This is a genomic window from Pseudomonas sp. HMSC065H01, from assembly GCF_001815235.1.
In the GTDB taxonomy this organism is placed as follows: domain Bacteria; phylum Pseudomonadota; class Gammaproteobacteria; order Pseudomonadales; family Pseudomonadaceae; genus Pseudomonas; species Pseudomonas aeruginosa.
In genome coordinates this window covers 48,400-70,203 of sequence record NZ_KV819858.1, presented here as the reverse complement: position 1 = coordinate 70,203, position 21,804 = coordinate 48,400, and the positions used below count along the sequence as shown (strand labels likewise).

22 protein-coding genes are annotated in these 21,804 nt (G+C 66.5%); 9 read left to right on the top strand and 13 right to left on the bottom strand.

Annotation, left to right across the window (positions count from 1 at the left end; translation table 11 throughout):
* Positions 1-13: 13 nt before the first annotated feature.
* The 8 genes from HMPREF3014_RS07535 to HMPREF3014_RS07500 all read right to left on the bottom strand — a co-directional run bounded on the left by HMPREF3014_RS07535 (position 14) and on the right by HMPREF3014_RS07500 (position 7,628).
* On the bottom strand, positions 14-442 hold the full coding sequence (locus tag HMPREF3014_RS07535) for a c-type cytochrome (protein ID WP_003096511.1): 429 nt from the start codon (positions 440-442) through the stop codon (positions 14-16).
* A gap of 203 nt (positions 443-645) precedes the next feature.
* Positions 646-1,194: a cupin domain-containing protein gene (locus tag HMPREF3014_RS07530; RefSeq protein ID WP_003096513.1), complete on the bottom strand. Its 549-nt coding sequence runs from the start codon at positions 1,192-1,194 to the stop codon at positions 646-648.
* Positions 1,195-1,344: 150 nt separating this feature from the next.
* Complete coding sequence (alr, locus tag HMPREF3014_RS07525; RefSeq protein WP_003096515.1) at positions 1,345-2,418, bottom strand: alanine racemase; 1,074 nt, start codon at positions 2,416-2,418, stop codon at positions 1,345-1,347.
* A gap of 90 nt (positions 2,419-2,508) precedes the next feature.
* Positions 2,509-2,862, bottom strand: coding sequence for a RidA family protein (locus HMPREF3014_RS07520; RefSeq protein ID WP_003098273.1), 354 nt, complete (start codon positions 2,860-2,862; stop codon positions 2,509-2,511).
* On the bottom strand, positions 2,837-4,135 hold the full coding sequence (gene dadA / locus HMPREF3014_RS07515; RefSeq protein ID WP_003098274.1) for a D-amino acid dehydrogenase: 1,299 nt from the start codon (positions 4,133-4,135) through the stop codon (positions 2,837-2,839). Before dadA ends, HMPREF3014_RS07520 begins: the two co-directional genes overlap by 26 nt.
* A 356-nt stretch (positions 4,136-4,491) precedes the next feature.
* Entirely contained in the window at positions 4,492-4,836 is a 345-nt protein-coding gene (locus tag HMPREF3014_RS07510) for a YdbL family probable chaperone protein (protein ID WP_003098276.1), read from the bottom strand.
* Positions 4,837-4,848: 12 nt separating this feature from the next.
* Positions 4,849-5,040: a YnbE family lipoprotein gene (locus tag HMPREF3014_RS07505; protein ID WP_003096523.1), complete on the bottom strand. Its 192-nt coding sequence runs from the start codon at positions 5,038-5,040 to the stop codon at positions 4,849-4,851.
* 20 nt (positions 5,041-5,060) lie between these two features.
* On the bottom strand, positions 5,061-7,628 hold the full coding sequence (locus HMPREF3014_RS07500) for an intermembrane phospholipid transport YdbH family protein (protein WP_017001886.1): 2,568 nt from the start codon (positions 7,626-7,628) through the stop codon (positions 5,061-5,063).
* 153 nt (positions 7,629-7,781) lie between these two features.
* Here HMPREF3014_RS07500 and dadR point away from each other — a divergent pair, with 153 nt between their 5' ends.
* The 3 genes from dadR (at position 7,782) to HMPREF3014_RS07485 (ending at position 11,442) form a co-directional block, all read left to right on the top strand.
* Positions 7,782-8,270, top strand: coding sequence for a transcriptional regulator DadR (gene dadR, locus HMPREF3014_RS07495; protein WP_003096535.1), 489 nt, complete (start codon positions 7,782-7,784; stop codon positions 8,268-8,270).
* Positions 8,271-8,447: 177 nt separating this feature from the next.
* Positions 8,448-9,767 carry an NAD(P)/FAD-dependent oxidoreductase gene (locus HMPREF3014_RS07490; RefSeq protein ID WP_003098280.1) on the top strand — a complete coding sequence of 440 codons (1,320 nt, stop codon included), beginning with the start codon at positions 8,448-8,450 and terminating at the stop codon, positions 9,765-9,767.
* 85 nt (positions 9,768-9,852) lie between these two features.
* Positions 9,853-11,442: a phospholipase D family protein gene (locus HMPREF3014_RS07485; protein ID WP_004347289.1), complete on the top strand. Its 1,590-nt coding sequence runs from the start codon at positions 9,853-9,855 to the stop codon at positions 11,440-11,442.
* 3 nt (positions 11,443-11,445) lie between these two features.
* Here HMPREF3014_RS07485 and HMPREF3014_RS07480 read toward each other — a convergent pair whose 3' ends face one another.
* Both HMPREF3014_RS07480 and HMPREF3014_RS07475 read right to left on the bottom strand, forming a co-directional pair.
* On the bottom strand, positions 11,446-12,609 hold the full coding sequence (locus HMPREF3014_RS07480; RefSeq protein WP_003114355.1) for an MFS transporter: 1,164 nt from the start codon (positions 12,607-12,609) through the stop codon (positions 11,446-11,448).
* 146 nt (positions 12,610-12,755) lie between these two features.
* Complete coding sequence (locus HMPREF3014_RS07475; RefSeq protein ID WP_003098285.1) at positions 12,756-14,249, bottom strand: aldehyde dehydrogenase; 1,494 nt, start codon at positions 14,247-14,249, stop codon at positions 12,756-12,758.
* A gap of 229 nt (positions 14,250-14,478) precedes the next feature.
* On the opposite strand from HMPREF3014_RS07475, the gene HMPREF3014_RS07470 reads away from it, so the two are divergent.
* Both HMPREF3014_RS07470 and HMPREF3014_RS07465 read left to right on the top strand, forming a co-directional pair.
* On the top strand, positions 14,479-15,813 hold the full coding sequence (locus HMPREF3014_RS07470) for an omega-aminotransferase AptA (RefSeq protein ID WP_023087913.1): 1,335 nt from the start codon (positions 14,479-14,481) through the stop codon (positions 15,811-15,813).
* A gap of 65 nt (positions 15,814-15,878) precedes the next feature.
* Positions 15,879-16,241, top strand: coding sequence for a cupin domain-containing protein (locus tag HMPREF3014_RS07465; RefSeq protein ID WP_003096551.1), 363 nt, complete (start codon positions 15,879-15,881; stop codon positions 16,239-16,241).
* 134 nt (positions 16,242-16,375) lie between these two features.
* On the opposite strand, the gene rpmG is transcribed toward HMPREF3014_RS07465, so the two are convergent.
* Entirely contained in the window at positions 16,376-16,531 is a 156-nt protein-coding gene (gene rpmG / locus HMPREF3014_RS07460) for a 50S ribosomal protein L33 (protein ID WP_003096555.1), read from the bottom strand.
* A gap of 11 nt (positions 16,532-16,542) precedes the next feature.
* Positions 16,543-16,779, bottom strand: coding sequence for a 50S ribosomal protein L28 (gene rpmB, locus HMPREF3014_RS07455; protein WP_003096556.1), 237 nt, complete (start codon positions 16,777-16,779; stop codon positions 16,543-16,545).
* A gap of 354 nt (positions 16,780-17,133) precedes the next feature.
* On the opposite strand from rpmB, the gene HMPREF3014_RS07450 reads away from it, so the two are divergent.
* Both HMPREF3014_RS07450 and HMPREF3014_RS07445 read left to right on the top strand, forming a co-directional pair.
* Positions 17,134-18,714, top strand: coding sequence for an ABC transporter substrate-binding protein (locus HMPREF3014_RS07450; protein ID WP_003117158.1), 1,581 nt, complete (start codon positions 17,134-17,136; stop codon positions 18,712-18,714).
* A 25-nt stretch (positions 18,715-18,739) separates the two neighbouring features.
* A complete protein-coding gene (locus HMPREF3014_RS07445; RefSeq protein WP_003098290.1) occupies positions 18,740-19,288 on the top strand; it encodes a hypothetical protein in 549 nt (182 codons plus the stop codon).
* Positions 19,289-19,304: 16 nt separating this feature from the next.
* On the opposite strand, the gene radC is transcribed toward HMPREF3014_RS07445, so the two are convergent.
* The gene (gene radC / locus HMPREF3014_RS07440) at positions 19,305-19,979 is read right to left on the bottom strand and encodes a RadC family protein (protein WP_003117160.1); all 675 of its coding nucleotides are present in this window, start codon (positions 19,977-19,979) and stop codon (positions 19,305-19,307) included.
* Between the two features lie 139 nt (positions 19,980-20,118).
* Here radC and coaBC point away from each other — a divergent pair, with 139 nt between their 5' ends.
* Positions 20,119-21,327 carry a bifunctional phosphopantothenoylcysteine decarboxylase/phosphopantothenate--cysteine ligase CoaBC gene (gene coaBC, locus HMPREF3014_RS07435; RefSeq protein WP_003114358.1) on the top strand — a complete coding sequence of 403 codons (1,209 nt, stop codon included), beginning with the start codon at positions 20,119-20,121 and terminating at the stop codon, positions 21,325-21,327.
* A gap of 7 nt (positions 21,328-21,334) precedes the next feature.
* Positions 21,335-21,790 carry a dUTP diphosphatase gene (gene dut, locus HMPREF3014_RS07430; protein WP_003098293.1) on the top strand — a complete coding sequence of 152 codons (456 nt, stop codon included), beginning with the start codon at positions 21,335-21,337 and terminating at the stop codon, positions 21,788-21,790.
* The last annotated feature ends 14 nt before the right edge of the window (positions 21,791-21,804 follow it).

Below are 21,804 nucleotides of genomic sequence, written 5' to 3'. Positions count from 1 at the left end.
GGTTCCGGCGTTGTTACAGACCGGACATATGCTTGATCGCGGCTTTCAGCTCGTCGTCCGAGCAATCGGCGCAGGTGCCTTTCGGCGGCATGGCGTTGATACCGGAAATCGCCTTGGCCAGCAGGCCATCGAGGCCGCCCTGCTCCTTGGCGCGCTTGCCCCACTCGGCCTTGTCGCCAACCTTCGGCGCGCCCAGCAGGCCGGTGCCGTGGCAGGTGTTGCAGGTCTTGCCGACGATGTCTTCGCCGGAACGCGCACCGCCGCCACCGGCGGCTGCCGCGACGGCGCCGACGCCTTCGCATTCCTTGCCTTGTACGCAGACCTTGCCTACCGGCTCGAGGCGCTTGGCGATCGCATCGTCAGTGGTCGTAGCCTGAGCGCTTACAGCCCACAGGGCCAACACGGCAGCTTGGGCCGCCAGCATTTTTTTAATCAGGTTCACCCTTACACCCTCATCGTGGCTTATCACACCCGGGCACGATACCGATCACTGCGGGCCGCGCGGGCGGGCGCAAGTATAACGGCAAAGAAAGCCCGGCAGAAACAATTGCACACCCTCGCAAAGCCTTGCGGCATTAGGTCGCAGCCCCGCATGCCCCTTGTCGGCCGGCGCCCTTCGGGCCCGGCGGGGTCTTGTGCTTCAGGTCAGAAATTTGCGGGCGTGGTGGCACTGATCAAGCGTGCCGGCACATCGTAGGGATTGCGAAAACGGTGCGGCTTGTTGCTCTCGAAATAGTAGCTGTCGCCGCGCTCGAGCACATAGGTCTCGCTGCCGACGGTCAGTTCCAGGCGCCCGTCGACCAGCACGCCGGCCTCCTCGCCTTCGTGGTTGAGCATTTCCTCGCCGGTGTCGGAGCCCGGCGGGTAGGTTTCGTCGAGGAAGGCGATCGCCCGGCTCGGGTGCGCCTTGCCCACCAGGCGCATGGACACCGCGCCGCTGGAAATGTCGATCAGTTCGTCTGCCTTGTAGACAACCTGGGTATGGCTGTCCTGCTCCAGGTCCAGGGAGAAGAACTCCACCAGGGACATGGGGATACCGCCCAGCACCTTCTTCAGCGAACTGATGGAAGGGCTCACGCTGTTTTTCTCGATCATCGAGATAGTGCTGTTGGTGACACCCGCCCGTTTGGCGAGTTCGCGCTGGGAAAGACCTTTGAGCTTTCGGATGGTTTGCAGACGAGCACCGACGTCCAAGGGTGGAGTCCTCCTTATTCTTCTGGCAGGCAAGGCAAAACGAGGCCGCACACGGCTGGCGACCCCAAGTCGGCCGTATCATGGCAACACTGTTCAGTATTTACAACAGATCGGTCGACATGCCTGCGCAAAGAATTCGGAAAGTTTTTCTCAAGCCCCGGAATAGACGCGCGGCACCCTTTTCAGGTTGCACAGCAGCTGGTAGGGAATGCTGCCGAACTGCGCCGCCAGGGCGCCGACCGGCACGTTCGGGCCCCATAGTTCGACCCGGCTGCCCAGCCCGGCCTGGGGATGGTCGGTAAGGTCGACGGTGAGCATGTCCATCGATACCCGGCCAACCAGGCGCCCCGGCTTGCCGTCGATGAACACAAGGGTGCCGTCGGCGGCGTGGCGCGGATAGCCATCGGCGTAGCCCATGGCGACCACGCCGATGCGCTGGCTACGCTCGGTGCTGTAGCGCGCGCCGTAGCCGACCGGTTCGCCGGCCGGCAGGTCGCGGACGCTGATCACCTTCGATTCCAGGGTCATCACCGGGCGCAAGCGGTCGGCCAGCGGATGTGCGCGCTCGAACGGCGTGGCTCCGTAGAGCAGGATGCCCGGACGTACCCAATCGCTGGGCACCTTCGGCCAGCCGAGCACGGCTGGCGAATTGCGCAGGCTGATCTCGCCTTCCAGGCCCTGGCTAGCGGCCGCGAAGGCGGCGAGCTGTTCCTCGGTGCGCGGGCAATCCAGTTCGTCGGCGCGGGAGAAGTGACTCATCATCACGATCTTCGCCACCTTGCCGCTGGCCCGCAGGCGCTCGTGGGCGGCGCGGAAGTCCTCGGGGAAGAAGCCGACGCGGTGCATGCCCGAATCCATCTTCAGCCAGACGTTCAGCGGGCGGGCCAGGCTGGCGCGTTCGATCGCCTCCAATTGCCAGGCGCAATGCACCACGCACCAGAAGTCGTGGGCGACGATCAGCTCCAGCTCGGACGCCTCGAAGAAGCCCTCCAGCAGCAGGATCGGCTGGCGGATACCGGCCTCGCGCAGCTCCAGGCCCTCCTCGATGCAGGCCACGGCGAAGCCATCGGCCTCGGCCGCCAGCGCTTCGGCACAGCGCACCGCGCCGTGGCCGTATGCGTCCGCCTTGATCACCGCGAGCGCACGGGCGCCGGTGGCCTCGCGGGCCAGCCGATAGTTGTGACGAAGGGCTTGCAGGTCGATCAGGGCACGGGCGGGGCGCATGGCGACGGGTCTCTCTTCAGCGAGGTGCGGCATCGCGCACCTTTCATCAGGCGAAAAAAAGCCCGGCTCTCCGGCCGGGCCAGACAAAACTCAGGGCAGCGCAGCGACCACCGACATCTCTACCAGGATCTCCGGCTCGCAGAGCTTGGCTTCGACGGTGGCGCGCGCCGGCGCGACGCCGCGCGGCAGCCACTGGTCCCAGACGCGGTTCATGCCTTCGAAGTCGGCGTCGATGTCCTTCAGGTAGATGGTCACCGAGAGGATCCGAGTCTTGTCGGTGCCGGCCTCTTCCAGCAGACGCTCGATGGCCGCCAGGGTCTCGCGGGTCTGCTGCTCGACGCCCGCGGACATGTCCTCGCCCACCTGGCCCGCCAGGTAGACGGTGCCGTTGTGGACGACGATCTGGCTCATACGCTCGTTAGTGTGCTGGCGCTGGATGGGCATTCTTGGCGTTCTCCGGGGAATTGCTGTAGCGGGAAATATCCAGGCCTTCGGTACTGATCTGCGGGCGCTTCTTCGCCATCAGGTCGGCCAGGTAGCGACCCGACCCGCAGGCCATGGTCCAACCCAGGGTGCCGTGGCCGGTATTGAGGAACAGGTTGCGGTAGCGGGTGGCGCCGACGATCGGGGTGCCATCCGGGGTCGCCGGGCGCAGGCCGGTCCAGAAGGTCGCCTGGCTGATATCGCCGCCCTCGGGATAGAGGTCGGTGGTGATCATTTCCAGGGTCTCGCGGCGGCGCGGGTTCAGCGACAGGTCGAAGCCGGCGATTTCCGCCATGCCGCCGACGCGGATGCGCTGGTCGAAGCGGGTGATCGCCACCTTGTAGGTCTCGTCGAGGATGGTCGAGGTCGGCGCCATCTCCGGGTTGGTGATCGGCACGGTCAGCGAATAACCCTTCAGCGGATAGACCGGAGCCTTGATACCCAGCGGCTTGAGCAGTTGCGGCGAGTAGCTGCCCAGGGCCAGCACGTAGTGGTCGGCGGTGAGCAATTCGCCGTTGACCAGCACGCCGTTGATGCGGTCGCCGGCGAAGTCCAGGCGCTCGATGTTCTGGCCGAAGCGGAACTCCACGCCCAGGCCCTTGGCCATTTCCGCCAGGCGGGTGGTGAACAGCTGGCAGTCGCCGGTCTGGTCGTTGGGCAGGCGCAAGGCGCCGACCAGCTTGTCGGCGACCTTGGCCAAGGCCGGCTCTACGCGGGCGATGCCATCGCGGTCGAGAACCTCGTAGGGCACGCCGGAGCGCTCGAGCACGGCGATGTCCTTGCCGGCGGCGTCCAGCTGCGCCTGGGTGCGGAACAGTTGGGTGGTGCCGAGGGTGCGGCCCTCGTAGGCGATGCCGGTCTCGGCGCGCAGTTCGTCGAGGCAATCGCGGCTGTACTCGGACAGGCGGACCATGCGCTCCTTGTTCACGGCGTAGCGCTCGGCGGTGCAGTTGCGCAGCATCTGCAGCATCCAGGCGTACTGGCTGGGATCGGAGGTGAGCTTGATGGCCAGCGGCGCGTGCTTTTCCAGCAGCCACTTCATGGCCTTCAGGGGAATGCCCGGGGCTGCCCAGGGCGAAGCGTAGCCGGGAGACACCTGGCCGGCGTTGGCGAAGCTGGTTTCCAGCGCGGGACCGTCCTGACGGTCGACCACCACCACCTCGAACCCGGCACGGGCCAGGTAATACGCACTGGCGGTACCGATGACACCGCTGCCAAGGACCAGAACTCGCATTGTCGCCTCCCACGTCGCGGAGGAACCGCGGACGTTTGTTATTTTGAGCGTGTAGATGCGCGCAGTATAGGAAGAGGCAGGCAGAAATAATCACCAATTTTAGGCGGTTACTCAGGTAAAAAACCGGACAATTAGGGGTTTTACCGAGGCGCATCCACCATAAAACTGGAAAAATACCGCATATTTAAATGATCGAACTCAGGCCGGGAGTCGCTTTTTCGGGAAAGCCTGTCGCAGAAGCCATGGAAAACGGCAGGAGTCCCTGAAGGAACCGCTCGCGACAGGAAAAATTCCGCGGACACTGCCCGTCCCTTGCGACCGGAGCAGCGTCCCAGAGCGCTCGCGGAGCCTTCGCGCTATTTCTTCACCCACTTGCCGCCGACCTGGACGTACTGCCCGGCAGGGGTTCTCTCCATCGCCTTCTTGCCGGCCATGGCCTCCACGTCGGCCAGCGAAGCGCCGCTGCTGTTGGCCACCTTCTGGTATTCGGCACGCCGCGCGGCATTGATCTGCGCGGCGATGTCCGCCGCCTGGCCGCTGTTGCTGACCACGCCAAGGTAGCCGTCCGCCTGCTCGCCGACCAGGCCCTGGGCCTTGGCGCCGCCAAGGGCCGACATGGCCTGGCCGAGGTCCATCGCCATGGCGGAAAGGCTGATGCCGAGGGCCAGCAGGGCGATACCGAGTTTGCTACGGGTTGTCATGGATCCGCTCCTTTAGAACAGGCCGCTGTTCTCGTTGATGATGCCGTCCAGAGCCTTGTCGACCTTGATGTAGATCTCGTGCTCGATTTTCACGTTGAGATTGATGTTGATCGGCTCGCTGGGAGCCGCCAGCTGCACGGTGGGCGTGCAGGCCATCGTCAGGCTGCCCAGCAGCAGGACAGCGAATAGAGCGCAGAGGCGCATCGGGGGTTCTCCTGTATGGCTCATGGCGCCGAAGCCTTGCGTTTCTGCATGCGCTCCTGCACACGTTGGCGAATGGTTTCGCTGACCCGGTCGCTCAGTTGCAGGCTGGTCAGCAGTGCCGGGATATCCTCCTCCAGATTGACGTTGAGGTTGACCGGGCGCCCCTTCTCCAGGTCCGGGTTGCTGCCCTGCAAGCGCAGGCCGAGCAACAGCTTGCCGTTCTCATGATAATCGACGCTGCTTTGCAGGACGTCGTAGTGGAAATCGTCGAGGGCATCGGCGACCAGCTTCATCCCCGGGTTGCTGCGCCCCAGCGCCTCGATCTTCGCCGAGCGGAAGCGCAGGTAACCGGGCTCGCGGGCCTTGACCTGGCCGCCGGAGACGCTGGGCTTCCAGCGGTTCAGCATCAGCGGCAGCTCGCCGTCCAGGGCGCCTTCGCCGGCCAGGCCCTCCGCCGGATAGACCCGGAAAATCTCGCCGAGTTGTATGCCCTGGATACGCAAGGCGAACTTCTGCTCAGCCTGACCCAGGCGGATGCTCCCCGCGGGGACCGAGGCCTGCCCGCCGAACAGGCCGCTCTGCAACGTCTGCCAGCTCAAACGGCCGCTGCCCGGCGCGGAAAGCGGGGCCTCATAGCGCCCGCGGAAACTCACCGGCCCCAGCGGCAGGCCGGGATTGGCCTCGGCCAGGCTCAGGCCGGGGCTGTCCAGGCTCAACTGACCGCCACGCAGGCGCAAGGCCAGGCTGCCGCCCAGCCCCTTCAGCTCGCTGCGGTCGTAGATACCGTCGAGGCCTTTCAGGGTCAGGTCCAGGTCGAGGGACGAGGCGCCCGCCGCATCGAGCTTCCAGCCGGCCGCGGCGGTCGCTCGCCCATTGCCCAGTTCGAGCAGCCCCGGCCAGTCGGCGAGGGTCGCGGCCAGCGGATTGCCGGTACGGAAGAACACCTCGGCCAGCCTGGCGGAGAGCGCCAGGGGCGTCTTCGCGTCGCGCTGCAGCTGGATGTCCGCCGCCAACCCCGCGCCGTTGCTCAGCCGTCCCTTCAGGCTGGTGCGCTCGAGGGTGGTGTCGAGCGGCCCCTCGAAGGTCCAGGCCAACGGTTTGAGGTTGGCCTGGCGGAGTTGTCCGACCTGCGCCTGCAGCGGCCCGGCGAAATGCAGCGCCAGCGGCTGGTAGGCCAGTTCGAGAGCGGCCCCGGCGAGGTCGAGGCGGGGCTGGCCAAGGTGCAGCGTCGACGGCTCGGCCAGGGACGCCGCCTGCAACCGCGCGCCCCTGCCGAAGGAGAGGTTGGCGCGCTGCCCGTCCAGCCGGCCCTCCAGGGGAATCTCCGCGACCAGTCGCTCGGCTTTCCAGCCCAGGTATTGCAGGCGCGGCGCGTCCACCTGCAAGCGACCCTCCACCAGCCTGGCGGCCCACGGCGAGATGCCCAGCAGGTCGAGCCGCGTCTCCAGCTTCAGCGTACTCGCGCCCTCGCTGGTGAACGCCAGGCGCAACGCGGTGACGCTATCGGCATCGCGCTCCAGCGGCTCGCTGCGCAAGCCCAGCGCGCTCGGCCGCAACTCGGCCGGCAGCGCCTGCAACCACTCGCCGTGCAACTGGCTCAGGCGCAAGTCGCTGCGCAGCTGGCGTGGCAACCAGGCGCCCTCGTCTCCATCCAGTTGGACTTGCAGTTCGCCCTGTACATTACCCAGACCGGGCAGCGGCCAGGCTTGCGGAGCCTGCACCAGCAGCGCCGCCGAGCCACCGCCGTCGAGCACCCGGCGCGGCTCCAGCCAGTCGCTGCCAGGCGCCAGGCGGATCGTCCAGTCCGCTTGCAGACGCAGGGCTTGCGGTGCGTCGGGCAGGCGCTGGGCTTCCGGCAACCAGCGATTGAGCCAGACCACCAGGCCACGGGTGTCCGGCAGGCCGGGCGCCTCCAGGCGCCCCTGCCAGAGGCCGTCGCCATCGGACGGCGCGAGCTGGCTGTCCAGCGTCAGCAGCGCCTGCCGGTCGAGTTGCGCGCGCGCCCGCAGGCGCCAACCGGTAGGCTCCTCGAAGAGCTGGGCGTCGAGCTGGGCCTGCTGCGCCTCTTGTTGCAGGCGCAGTTGCGCAGCCAGCGGAAACAGCGCTCCCGACGGGCGGCCGATGTCCAGCCCGCCGTCCTGCTCGCAGCGGCCGGCGGGACAAGGCAGGTCGAGATGGAAGCGTTCGAGGTGGATCTGTTCCGGCAGCCAGGCGAGGGTCTCGCGCAGGGACGTCCAGTCCAGCGCAGCGGAGTCGTCGTCGGAACTCGCGGCAGCCGGTTGCCAGGCGAGCGCCACTTGCTCCACGCGCAGGCCGGGTAGACGCGGACGCCAACCCGACAGCCCGGGCCAGCGCAGCAGCGCGTGTTCCACGTCCAGTCGCAAGCTGGCGCCATCCGCGCCGCGCCGCTCCAGCGCCAGCCGTCGCAGCCCGATGCCTTCGGCGGACAGGCCCAGGCCTTGCCACTCCAGGCGCTCGACACCCTGCTCGCGCAACAGGCTGCGCCAGGCATGCCAGCCGTAGCCGAACGCCAGCAGCAACAGCACTGCAAATACCAGCAGCAACGTCGTCCTTCTGCGCAAACGCATGTCCTACCTCTGTCCGTTGCCGACCCGGCCAAGGGTGGCGGGGCCCTCGTGCAAGATCAAGGCGTTTTCCCTGGCCAGTGTTTTTCCCTGCTTTCGACGTTATATTGGCGGAAAATTTCCGGATTTTCCGAGCCAGACGGGGAGCCTCCATCCATGCGTACCCAGCATCAGAGCAAGCGCGAGCTGGACAAGATCGACCGCAACATCCTCCGCATCCTGCAGGAGGAAGGTCGCATTTCCTTCACCGAGCTGGGCGAACGCGTCGGCCTCTCGACCACACCCTGCACCGAACGCGTGCGCCGCCTGGAGCGCGAAGGCCTGATCATGGGCTATCACGCCCGGCTCAATCCGCAGCATCTGAAGGCCAGCCTGCTGGTGTTCGTCGAGATCAGCCTGGACTACAAGTCCGGCGATACCTTCGAAGAGTTTCGCCGGGCGGTGCTCAAGCTGCCCCATGTGCTGGAATGCCACCTGGTGTCCGGCCACTTCGACTACCTGGTGAAGGCTCGCATCTCGGAAATGGCGTCCTACCGCAAGCTGCTCGGCGACATCCTGCTGAAACTGCCGCACGTACGCGAGTCGAAGAGCTATATCGTCATGGAAGAGGTCAAGGAATCGCTCGACCTACCGGTTCCGGATTGACCCAAGGCACTTTCCGGGAGTCCGCCAGGACTCCCGGCATAGACGGGAAACACCGTCTTTTCTGTACACGATCCCCGCAACACCTCGCAGTTTTTTCCTTTTTCGCCCTTGGCGAGCGCCTCGACTGACGTTTATGCTCCGTCAAATTTTCCACACATAATAATCAGGATTTCACACATGAACGCCCGCGTTCACCAGCCGGTGCATACCGCCCAACACGCCCCCTCCTACTACGCCGCCACGCTCAACCGACGCATCGAGTGCCCTCCCCTGGCCGGCGAAGAACAGGCCGACGTGTGCGTCGTCGGTGGCGGCTTCTCGGGAGTGAACACGGCGTTGGAACTGGCCCAGCGCGGCTTCTCCGTGGTCCTGCTGGAAGCGCACCGGATCGGCTGGGGCGCCAGTGGACGCAATGGCGGCCAGTTGATCCGCGGCGTCGGCCATGACGTCGAGCAGTTCCTCCCGGTGATCGGCGCCGACGGCGTGAAGGCACTCAAGCTGATGGGCCTGGAGGCGGTGGAGATCGTCCGTCGCCGGGTCGAGCAGTACGCCATCGACTGCGATCTGCGCTGGGGCTACTGCGACCTGGCGAACAAGCCCGGCGACTACCAGGGCTTCCGCGAGGACATGGAGGAACTCCAGGCCCTCGGCTATCGCCACGAGATGCGCCTGGTGCCGGCCGCGGAGATGCGCAGCGTGGTCGGCTCCGATCGCTACGTCGGCGGCCTGGTGGACATGGGCTCTGGCCACCTGCACCCGCTCAACCTGGTCCTCGGCGAAGCCGCCGCTGCCCAGTCGCTGGGCGTCCGCCTGTTCGAGCGCTCGCCGGTGACGCGGATCGACTACGGCACGGAAGTCCAGGTGCATACCGCCACCGGCAAAGTGCGGGCGAAGACCCTGGTGCTGGGCTGCAACGCCTACATGAACGACCTCAACCCGCTGCTCGGCGGCAAGGTACTGCCGGCCGGCAGCTACGTGATCGCCACCGAACCGCTGGACGAGAAACTGGCCCGCCAACTGCTGCCGCAGAACATGGCGGTGTGCGACCAGCGCGTGGCCCTCGACTACTACCGGCTCTCCGCCGACAACCGCCTGCTGTTCGGTGGCGCCTGCCATTATTCCGGCCGCGACCCCAGCGACATCGCCGCCTACATGCGGCCGAAGATGCTGGAGGTATTCCCGCAACTGGCGAACGTCCGCATCGACTACCAATGGGGCGGCATGATCGGCATCGGCGCCAATCGCCTGCCACAGATCGGCCGCCTGCCGGGGCAGCCCAACGTGTACTTCGCCCAGGCCTATTCCGGACACGGGGTGAACGCCACGCACCTCGCCGGGCAGTTGCTCGCCGAAGCCATCGGCGGCCAGCAGAGCGACGGCTTCGACCTGTTCGCCAAGGTGCCGCACATCACCTTCCCCGGCGGCAAGCTGCTGCGCTCGCCACTGCTGGCGCTGGGCATGGCCTGGTACCGGCTGAAGGAAAAACTCGGTAGCTGAGCCCATCCGAGGCTCGGTGGATTCTGAAAAAATCAGGCGGGGCATCGCTCTTCCGAGGAAAACTCCTAGAATTCGCACGACCGGGATGAGCCGGTCGTTCGAGTTTCCACGGGAGATATCCTTGCTTCGCCGATTCCTCCTGCTGGCCCTCCTGGCCCTCTCCGGCTGCGCCAGCACTCCTCCGCCGCAACCGTCGTCGGCACTGCCCGCCGAGGGTACCTGGCTGGCCAGGCAGGCCGAAATCCAGGGACGCGACCACCCCGGCCAGTCCGGCTTCCACCTCCTGGGCGCCAGCGAGGATGCCTTCGTCGCCCGCGCGGCGCTGATTCGCGCAGCCCAGCGCAGCCTCGACATCCAGTACTACATCGTCCACGACGGACTGACCACGCGCGCCCTCGCCTACGAGTTGCTCAAGGCAGCCGACCGTGGCGTGCGGGTACGCATCCTCATCGACGACACCGCCAGCGATGGCTGGGACTACGAGATCGGTGTGCTCTCCGCCCATCCGAACATCCAGGTGCGCCTGTTCAACCCGTTGCACCTGGGCCGCGCCACCGGCATCACGCGAGGCGTCGGCCGCCTGTTCAACCTGTCCCAGCAACACCGGCGCATGCACAACAAGCTGTGGCTGGCCGACGGCACGGCGGCCATCGTAGGCGGACGCAACCTCGGCGACGAGTATTTCAACGCCAAGCCGGAGATGAACTTCACCGACCTCGACCTGCTCGGCGTCGGCCCCATCGCCAACCAGCTCTCGCACAGCTTCGACCAGTACTGGAACAGCGCCATCAGCCGGCCGATCGAGGATTTCCTCTGGCGCGCGCCCTATCCCGGCGAACTGGAGTCGGCCCGACGCAAGTTGCAGCGCTACCTGCGCAAGGAGTCGGTGAAGGAGTCCGGCTACATCCGCCACCTGTTCGACCGCGGCGACCAGCCACGCCTGGGCAACTGGCTGGAGAATCTCACCTGGGCCCGCGCCGAGGCGATCTGGGATGCGCCGCTGAAGGTATTGAGCCGCGGCGAGCCCGACCCGCACCTATTGCTCAGTCCGCACCTGGCGGGCCTGTTCAAGGGCGTGCAGAAGGAACTGATCCTGGTCTCGGCGTATTTCGTTCCGGCCAAGGACGGTCTCAACTACCTCACCGGCAAGGCCGACAGCGGCGTCCGCGTGCGCCTGCTGACCAACTCCCTGGAAGCCACCGACGTGCCCGCCGTGCATGCCGGCTACGCGCCCTATCGGATGGCGCTGCTTGAGCATGGCGTTAAGCTCTACGAGCTGCGCGCCAATCCCGACCAGCCGCTGAGCGGCGCGCCCTGGCGCCTGCACGGATCGAGCAGCGCCAGCCTGCACAGCAAGGCGATGGTCTTCGACCGGCGCAAGGTATTCATCGGTTCGTTCAACTTCGATCCGCGCTCGATCCTGTGGAACACCGAAGTCGGGGTCATCGTCGACAGTCCGCTGCTGGCCGAGCAGGTCCGCCAACTGGCGCTGGAGGGCATGGCGCCGAGCGTCAGCTACCAGGTGCGCATCGACCGCAGCGGTAGCCGGCCGAAGCTGGTCTGGATCGACGAACGCGACGGCCGGCCCCAGGTCCTGCGCCACGAGCCGGGCAGCCTGTGGCGACGCCTGAACGCCTGGGTCGCGGGAATGATCGGACTGGAAAAGATGCTCTGAGGGTCACTCGGAGGCTTCCAGGCCTGTCGCCTCGTCGTCCGCCGGAATCGCCCCGCGCAGCCGCACCAGCACCACGAAGCCCGCCGCGCCGAGCGCCATCATCAACGGCAGGGCGTGACCGCTGATCCACTGGCTGGCGGCGCCGGTGGCCAGCGGGCCGAGCAGGCAGCCGATGCCCCATAGCTGCGCGACATGGGCATTGGCCCGGACCAGGGCATCGTCTCGGTAGCGCTCGCCGATCAGGATCAGCGCCAGGGTGAACAACCCGCCGGCGCTGGCCCCGAACAGCACCAGCAGCGGCCAGATCAACGGCGTCTGCAGCAGCAGGGGAATCGCCAGGCTGCTCAGCAGCAGCACCAGGCCGCAGCCGCCGAACAGGCCGCTGCGCGAGACCCGGTCGGCGAGCCAGCCGATCGGCAGCTGCAACAATGCATCGCCCACCACCACGGTACTGACCATGGCCAGCGCCACCGCTTGCGGAAAGCCCTGGCGCAACCCGTATACCGGCAGCAGGGTGAGGATCATCGCCTCGAAGGCAGCGAACAACACCACCGCCCAGGCGATCGCCGGCAGACCCCGGCAGAAGGCCCACAAACCGCGCCCGGAGGCACTGTGCGGATCGACCCTGGGCGCACCGCTGCGGCCCAGCAGCAGCAACGAGCCAGCAATCAGCAGGCAGACGCCGAACCAGAAGCCACGGTCGTCGGCGGTACCGATGAAGGTCAGCAGTACCGGCCCGGACAGTTGGCTGAGGGCGTAGCCGGTGCCGTACAGCGCGACCAGCCGGCCACGCCACTTCTCCACTGCCAACTGGTTGATCCAGCTTTCCCCGAGGATGAACACCACGGTGAGCTGCACGCCGATCAGCAGGCGCAGCAACAGCCATACCGGGTAGCTCTGCAGCAGCGCCAGCAGGCCGACGGAGGCTGCCCCGGTGAGCAGGCACAACTGCATCAGCCGCGGCGTGCCGACGCGCGCGGCGAGGCGCCCGGCGATCATCGCGCCGAGCAGCACGCCCACTGCCGGCGTGCTGGCCATCACGCCGATGGCGAAACTGCCGTAGCCCCAGCTCTCCAGGCGCAACGAGACCAGCGGCATGGTCAGGCCAAGGGCGAGGCCGATGCTGATGACTGCGGAACAGACGGCGAAATAGCTTCCCCAACGCATTGCGATTCTCCCGTTGGCACCCCGGAAGCCTTGCCGGGGCGAGCGGATATATCCGGCGCACGAAGCACAGCGGCCGGGCTTCCAGAAGGAAACCCGGCCGCGGGTGTGGCTCGAGAGAGCCGGCCCGGAAGGGCCGACCTAGGCGATCAGAGCTTGATCCAGGTCGCCTTCAGCTCGGTGTACTTGTCGAAGGCGTGCAGCGACTTGTCGCGACCGTTGCCCGACTGCTTGAAGCCGCCGAACGGAGCGGTCATGTCGCCGCCGTCGTACTGGTTGACCCAGACACTGCCGGCGCGCAGGGCCTTGGCAGTCAGGTGCGCCTTGGACAGGTTGCTGGTCCAGACCGCCGCCGCCAGCCCATAGGGCGTGTCGTTGGCGATGCGCACGGCCTCCTCGGCATCCTCGAACTCGATCACCGAGAGCACCGGGCCGAAGATTTCCTCGCGGGCGATCTTCATTGCATTGGTCACGCCGTCGAAGATGGTCGGCTCGACGTAGGTGCCGCCGGTTTCTTCCAGGGTCCGCTTGCCGCCGGCAACCAGCTTGGCACCGTCGTTGTGACCGGCCTCGATGTAGGACAGCACGGTGTTCATCTGCTGGGTGTCCACCAGCGCGCCGACGTTGGTTTCCGGATCCAGCGGGTTGCCCGGCTTCCAGCCCTTGAGGGCCTCGATCACCAGGGGCAGGAACTTGTCCTTGATGGAGCGCTCCACCAGCAGGCGCGAACCGGCGGTGCAGACTTCGCCCTGGTTGAAGGCGATGGCGCCGGCAGCGGCTTCGGCGGCGGCCTTCAGGTCCGGGGCGTCGGCGAAGACGATGTTCGGGCTCTTGCCGCCGGCCTCCAGCCAGACGCGTTTCATGTTCGACTCGCCGGCATAGACCATCAGTTGCTTGGCGATCTTGGTCGAACCGGTGAACACCAGGGTGTCGACATCCATGTGCAATGCCAGCGCCTTGCCTACCGTGTGGCCATAGCCCGGCAGCACGTTGAACACGCCTTTCGGAATACCGGCCTCGACGGCCAGCTGGGCGATGCGGATGGCGGTCAGCGGCGACTTCTCGGAGGGCTTGAGGATCACCGAGTTGCCGGTGGCCAGGGCCGGACCGAGTTTCCAGCAGGACATCAGCAGCGGGAAGTTCCACGGCACGATGGCGGCGACCACGCCGACCGGCTCGCGGGTCACCAGGCCCAGCTCGGCATGGGGAGTGGCGGCGACTTCGTCATAGATCTTGTCGATCGCCTCGGCGCTCCAGCGCAGGCTGTTGGCGGCGCTGGCGACGTCGATGTGCAGCGAGTCGCTGATCGGCTTGCCCATGTCCAGGGTTTCCAGCAGGGCCAGCTCCTCGGCGTTCTCCAGCAGCAGATCGGCGAAGCGGATCATCGTCTGCTTGCGCTTGGCCGGCGCCAGGCGCGACCAGGCGCCGGAATCGAAGGCATTGCGGGCGACCTTGACCGCCTGCTCGGCATCGGCCAGGTCGCAACTGGCGACCTTGGCCAGGAAGCGGCCATCCACCGGGCTCAGGCAATCGAAGGTCTCGCCGGAGGCGGCGTTGCTGTATTCGCCGTTGACGAAGGCACGGCCTTCGATCTTCAGGTCTTTGGCGCGGGCTTCCCAGTCGGCGCGGGTCAGGGTGGTCATGACAACGTGTCCTCTTATTGGTGTTCTGGGCGCCTGGGAGACAGGCGCGCTGTCAGATTCTGCAAGGCGGGCGCGCGGCCCGTGGTGTCCGCCACCCTAAACCAGAGCAGCGCCTGTTTTCAATATATTTGACAGGAACCCCTCTAACTCCCTTGTCACGTTCATTATTTTAAACATAGACTCGCCCGGACTAGCGTCTTCATCCCTCGCGTGCAACCTGGGTGGCCCTATGACAATGAATAACGAGCCGCAGTCGAGCAGCCTCGACAACTTCTGGATGCCCTTCACCGCCAACCGCCAGTTCAAGGCGCGGCCGCGCCTGCTGGAAAGCGCCGAAGACATCCACTATATCGCCCAGGGCGGGCGCCGCATCCTCGACGGCACCGCCGGCCTCTGGTGCTGCAATGCCGGCCACGGCCGGCGCGAGATCAGCGAAGCGGTGGCCCGGCAGATCGCCACCCTCGACTACGCCCCGCCGTTCCAGATGGGTCACCCGCTGCCGTTCGAACTCGCCGCGCGGCTGGCGGAAATCGCCCCGCCGAGCCTGAACAAAGTGTTCTTCACCAACTCCGGCTCGGAATCGGCGGACACCGCGCTGAAGATCGCCCTTGCCTACCAGCGCGCCATCGGCCAGGGCACCCGCACCCGCCTGATCGGCCGCGAACTGGGCTACCACGGGGTCGGCTTCGGCGGCCTGTCGGTAGGCGGTATGGTCAACAACCGCAAGGCCTTCTCCGCCAACCTGCTGCCGGGGGTCGACCACCTGCCGCACACCCTGGACGTCGCCCGCAACGCCTTCACCGTCGGCCTGCCCGAGCATGGCGTGGAAAAGGCCGAGGAGCTGGAACGCCTGGTGACCCTGCACGGCGCCGAGAATATCGCCGCGGTGATCGTCGAGCCGATGTCCGGCTCGGCCGGCGTGGTGCTGCCGCCCAAGGGCTACCTTCAGCGGCTGCGCGAGATAACCCGCAAGCATGGCATCCTGCTGATCTTCGACGAAGTGATCACCGGTTTCGGCCGCGTCGGCGAAGCCTTCGCCGCGCAGCGCTGGGGCGTCGTCCCGGACCTGCTGACCTGCGCCAAGGGGCTGACCAACGGCAGCATCCCGATGGGCGCCGTATTCGTCGACGAGAAGATCCATGCTGCCTTCATGCAAGGCCCGCAGGGCGCCATCGAGTTCTTCCACGGCTATACCTATTCCGGCCATCCGGTAGCCTGCGCCGCCGCCCTGGCGACCCTGGACATCTACCGTCGCGACGACCTGTTCCAGCGGGCCGTCGAACTGGAAGGCTACTGGCAGGACGCGCTGTTCAGCCTGCGCGACCTGCCCAACGTGGTCGACATCCGCGCCGTAGGCCTGGTCGGCGGCGTGCAACTGGCGCCGCACGCGGACGGCCCCGGCAAGCGCGGCTACGACGTCTTCGAGCGCTGCTTCTGGGAGCACGACCTGATGGTCCGGGTGACCGGCGACATCATCGCCATGTCGCCGCCGCTGATCATCGACAAGCCCCACATCGACCAGATCGTCGAGCGCCTGGCCCAGGCCATCCGCGCCAGCGTCTGATCCAGGCGGGCGGCTGGCGCCGCCCTGCCCCCAACTGGCCAGAACCACAAGAACCGAGAGTCAGCATGAACATCGAACAGATCGTCGACTTCGCCCAGGCCAACAGCGCCCCGGAGCACTACAGCCCGGCGCCGGAGAAAATCCTCAAGGGCGACCCGAAACAGAGCGTGCGCAACCACTATGGCAGCCCCTGCGGGCAGTTCAACGCCGGTATCTGGGAAGGCGCCGTGGGCCAGTGGACGGTGAACTACACCGAACACGAGTACTGCGAGATCATCCAGGGCGTCTCGGTGCTGCGCGACCGGCACGGCAACGCCAAGACCGTGCGCGCCGGCGACCGCTTCGTGATCCCTGCCGGCTTCCAGGGCACCTGGGAAGTGCTCGAAGCCTGTCGCAAGGTGTATGTGATCTTCGAAGCCAAGGCCTGAGCCCCGGCTGCATCCAGAATGCTTGTTACCCTTGCCCGCCACCTGGCGGGCTTTTTTGTGCGCGGCCCGGGGTTCGTACGCCGGAAATGAAAAAGCCCGCCAGGTGGCGGGCTTTTCGCAAGGTGCCGGATCAATTACTTGATCTTGGCTTCCTTGTAGATCACGTGCTGACGAACGACCGGATCGTACTTCTTGATCTCGATCTTCTCAGGCTTGGTACGCTTGTTCTTGTCGGTGGTGTAGAAGTGGCCGGTACCGGCGCTGGACACCAGACGAATCAATTCACGCATGATTCAGCTCCTTAGAATTTTTCGCCGCGGGCACGCAGGTCAGCCAGGACGGCCTCGATGCCACGCTTGTCGATGATACGCATGCCCTTGGCGGAAACGCGCAGACGTACGAAGCGCTTCTCGGACTCGACCCAGAAACGGTGGTGCTGCAGGTTCGGCAGGAAACGGCGGCGGGTTTTGTTGTGTGCGTGGGAAATGTTATTCCCGGTAACCGGACCCTTACCGGTTACTTGACAGACTCTAGACATGCCTCAGCCCTCTATAACCTCATGCCCAACCCGGCATGGGTTGGCTGCTTTAACTCAAGTTCGATACTCAGTTTCACCGGGGTCTTACCCGCTGCATCCCAACGAAGGAGAGCGTGGCCCCAGAAAAGAGCGCAGCTTTATATCAGAAAGGCGCCCCGCGCCGCAAGGGTGAAGACCATGGCGCAGCCGCGGCCCGCCTCACTGCGGGCTTCGCACCGCGGCCGTTCGTCGCCTTGCCTCGTTGTCGCTGCCCGCCGCATGGTCTAGGGTAGCGATTCAAGGTCGCCAACGGCCTTGCATGACTGCGCCCAACCGCTGCGGATGGGCATGTTAACCGTTCGAATGGAGCCCGTCATGCGCCTCGCCGCTTTCTCCCTGTTCCTCGCCCCCCTGCTGCTCGCCCAGCCCGCCGCCGCTGCCGCCTTGAGCGTGTGCACCGAAGCCAGCCCCGAGGGCTTCGACGTGGTCCAGTACAACTCGCTGACCACCACCAACGCCTCGGCCGATGTGCTGATGAATCGCCTGGTCGAGTTCGACGCCGGCAAGGGGACGGTGGTGCCATCGCTGGCCGAGCGCTGGTCGGTGTCCGACGACGGCCTGAGCTATCGCTTCGACCTGCGCCAGGGTGTGCACTTCCACAGCACCGCCTACTTCAAGCCGAGCCGTACGCTCGACGCCAACGACGTGGTGTTCAGCTTCCGGCGCATGCTCGATCCGGCCAATCCCTGGCACAAGGTGGCGCAGAACGGCTTCCCGCACGCCCAGTCGATGCAACTGCCGGAGCTGATCAAGCGGGTGGAGAAAAGCGGCGACCACCAGGTGCTGTTCGTTCTCGACCACCCCGACGCGACCTTCCTGCCGATGCTGAGCATGGGCTTCGCCTCCATCTATTCGGCGGAATACGCCGACCAGTTGATGAAGGCCGGAACCCCGGAAAAGCTCAACGCCGAGCCGATCGGCAGCGGCCCGTTCGTGTTCAAGCGCTTCCAGAAGGACGCGGTGGTGCGCTACGCCGCCAACCCCGAGTACTTCGCCGGCAAGCCGGCGGTCGACGCGCTGATCTTCGCCATCACCCCGGACGCCAACGTGCGCCTGCAGAAGTTGCGCCGCGGCGAATGCCAGATCGCCCTGTCGCCGAAGCCGCTGGACGTGGAGAGCGCGCGCAAGGACGCCAGCCTGAAGGTCGAGCAGACGCCGGCCTTCATGACCGCCTTCGTCGCCCTCAATACCCAGCATCCGCCGCTGGACGATCCCAAGGTGCGCCAGGCGATCAACCTGGCCTTCGACCGCACCAGCTACCTGCAGGCGGTATTCGAAGGCAGCGCCAGTGCCGCCACCGGCATCTATCCGCCGAACACCTGGAGCTATGCCAGGGATATTCCCGCCTACCCGCACGCCCCCGAACAGGCGCGCAAGCTGCTGGCCGGCAAGCAGCTTCCCGAGCTGAACATCTGGACCCGCCCGTCCGGCAGCCTGCTCAACCCCAACCCGAGCCTCGGCGCCCAACTGCTCCAGGCCGACCTGGCGGAGGCCGGGATCAAGGCCAACATCCGCGTCATCGAATGGGGCGAGTTGATCCGTCGCGCCAAGAACGGCGAACACGACCTGCTGTTCATGGGTTGGGCAGGCGACAACGGCGATCCGGACAACTTCCTCACTCCGCAATTCAGCTGCGCCAGCGTCAAGTCGGGGCTCAACTTCGCGCGCTATTGCGACCCCGGCCTGGACAAGCTGATTGCCGACGGCAAGGCCGCCAGCAGCCAGGAACAACGCACCGGCCTGTACCACCAGGCGCAGAAACTGATCCACGAACAGGCGCTCTGGCTGCCCCTGGCCCACCCGACCGCCTTCGCCCTTACCCGCCAGGAGGTGCAGGGCTACCAGGTCAATCCGTTCGGTCGCCAGGATTTCTCTCGGGTCGCCGTGAAACGCTGAAGGCCACGCCCGGGAGAACCCAGCGATGGATCTCGACCGTCTCTACCTGCCGCATTGGCAGTTCAGCGAACACCACCAGCGGCTGATCGACGCGCCGGCCGCAGCGGTACTCGACGCGGTGGAAGACCTGCTGCGCTTCGACGACCCGCTGGTGCGCGCCTTCCTCGTCCTGCGCGAAGCGCCGGGAAGGCTGGCCGGCCTGCTGGGCCGGCGCAACGACCTGGCCGGCCGCCCACGCTTCGGCCTGCATGAGTTCACCCGCCTGGAGCGCCGCGCCGACCAGGCCATCGCCTACGGCCTGGTCGGCCGCTTCTGGCGCGCCGACTTCGCCCTGGAACGCATCGCGGACGGCGAGCATTTCCGCTGCTACGACCAGCCCGGAGTGGCCAAGCTCGTGCTGTGTTTCCGTTGCACGCCCAGCGCCAGCGGTACCCTGCTGCACACGGAAACCCGGGTGTTCTGCCCCGATCGCGCCAGCCGCCTGCGCTTCACCCCCTACTGGTTGGCGATCCGCCCGGTCAGCGGGCTGATCCGCCGGCGCCTGCTGGCGGGCATCGAGCGGCGCCTGGGCTGAGCCCTTCGTCGAACGCTCACAGCCAACCGTATTCGGCCAGCGACAGCGGCTCGCCGTCGCCGATGATGAAGTGGTCGAGCACCCGCACGTCGATGAGCGCCAAGGCTTCCTTGAGGCGCGCAGTGAGCTGGCGGTCGGCGAGACTCGGACGGGCGTCGCCGGAGGGGTGGTTATGGGTCAGGATCAGCGCCGCCGCGTTGTGCGCCAGGGTGCGCTTGACCACCTGGCGCGGGTAGACGCTGGCGCCATCGATGCTGCCCTGGAACAGCACCTCGAACGCCAGGACCCGGTGCCTCGTGTCGAGGAACAGGCAGGCGAACACCTCGTGCTGCTCGTGGCGCAGGCGCGCCTTGAGATAGTCGCGCACCGCCTGCGGGCTCTCCAGTATCGAATCGCGACGCAGGCGCTCGGCCAGGTGGCGCCGGCCCATCTCCAGCACGGCCTGCAATTGCGCATACTTGGCCACGCCGAGCCCGAGATGGCCGCAGAACGAGGCGAGGTCCGCCTCGAGCAGGGCACGCAGCCCGCCGAACTCGCTCAACAGCCGCCGCGACAGCTCGACCGCACTGCAACCGGCCACTCCCGTGCGCAGGAAGATCGCCAACAGCTCGGCATCGGAAAGGGCCGCCGCGCCCTGCTCCAGAAGCTTCTCCCGAGGCCGTTCGGCTTCGGGCCAATCGCGGATGCTCATTCGCTTTCCCCATCGAGCCCGCCCGCTGTTCCCGTGCGGACGCTGTGCTATCTTAGCCCATCCTTTTTGCGCGGCAGACGACCTGGGGAGGCGCGTTTGCCGAAGCGCATGTCATCCATTTCCTTATTAAGGCAAGCCTATGCAGCGGCTCTATCGGAAACGCATCGTCCTCGGCGTGGGCGGCGGCATTGCCGCCTACAAGAGCGCCGAACTGGTCCGCCGCCTGCGCGACCAGGGCGCTGAAGTCCGAGTGGTGATGACCCAGGGCGGCCGCGAGTTCATCACGCCCCTGACCCTCCAGGCGTTGTCCGGCCATCCGGTGCATACCGATCTGCTGGACCCGGCGGCGGAAGCCGCGATGGGCCACATCGAACTGGCCCGCTGGGCCGATCTGGTGCTGATCGCACCGGCTACCGCCGACCTCATGGCGCGCCTGGTCCAGGGCGTGGCCAACGACCTGCTGACCACCCTGGTGCTGGCCACCGACGCGCAAATCGCCCTGGCACCGGCGATGAACCAGGCCATGTGGCGCGACACCGCGACCCAGGCCAACGCCGAGCTGCTGCGCCAGCGCGGCTTCCACCTGTTCGGTCCGGCAGCGGGCAGCCAGGCCTGCGGCGACGTCGGCCTCGGACGCATGCTCGAAGCCGAGGAACTGGCGCAGCGCGCCGCCGACTGCTTCCAGCGCCAGGCGCTGACCGGCGTGCATGTGCTGATCACCGCCGGCCCGACCCAGGAAAACATCGACCCGGTGCGCTACATCACCAACCACAGTTCCGGAAAGATGGGCTTCGCCCTCGCCGAGGCGGCGGTGGAAGCCGGCGCACGGGTGACCCTGGTCACCGGCCCGGTGCACCTGCCCACGCCCGACCGGGTGCAGCGCGTCGACGTGGTCAGCGCCCGCGACATGCTGGCCGCCTGCGAGGCGGCGATGCCCTGCGACCTGCTGATCGCCTCCGCGGCGGTCGCCGACTACCGCCCGGAAGTGGTCGCCGCGCACAAACTGAAGAAAGACCCTACCAGCGGCGAGGGCTTGCTCTTGCAGCTGGTGCGCAATCCCGACATTCTCGCCACCCTCGCACAGCGCGAGGATCGTCCCTTCAGCGTGGGCTTCGCCGCAGAAACCGAAAACCTGCTGGACTATGCTGCACGCAAGCTGAAGGACAAGAACCTCGACCTGATCGTCGCCAACGACGTGGCCAACCCCTCGATCGGCTTCAACAGCGACGAGAACGCGATCACGGTGATCGACCGCGACCTGCATCCGAGCACCTTCGCCCAGACCAGCAAGGGCAAGATCGCTCGCCAGCTGGTCGCCTTCATCGCCGACCGCCTCAACCAGCAATGAGTTACTGATGCACTCTCTCCAAGCCAAGATCCTCGACCCCCGCCTGGGCTCCGACTTCCCGCTCCCGCAGTACGCCACGCCGGGCTCGGCCGGCCTGGACCTGCGCGCCATGCTCAAGGAGGACAGCGTCCTCGGCCCGGGCCAGACCCTGCTGATTCCCACCGGCCTGTCCATCTACATCGCCGATCCCGGCCTCGCCGCCCTAGTCCTGCCGCGCTCCGGCCTGGGCCACAAGCACGGCATCGTGCTGGGCAACCTGGTCGGCCTGATCGACTCGGACTACCAGGGCGAGCTGATGGTGTCGTGCTGGAACCGCGGCGAGTCGCCGTTCACCATCGCCGTCGGCGAGCGCATCGCGCAGTTGGTACTGGTGCCGGTGGTGCAGGCGCATTTCGAGCTGGTCGAGGCGTTCGACGAAAGCCAGCGCGGCGCCGGCGGCTTCGGCCATTCCGGCAGCCACTGACCCCGAACACAGGA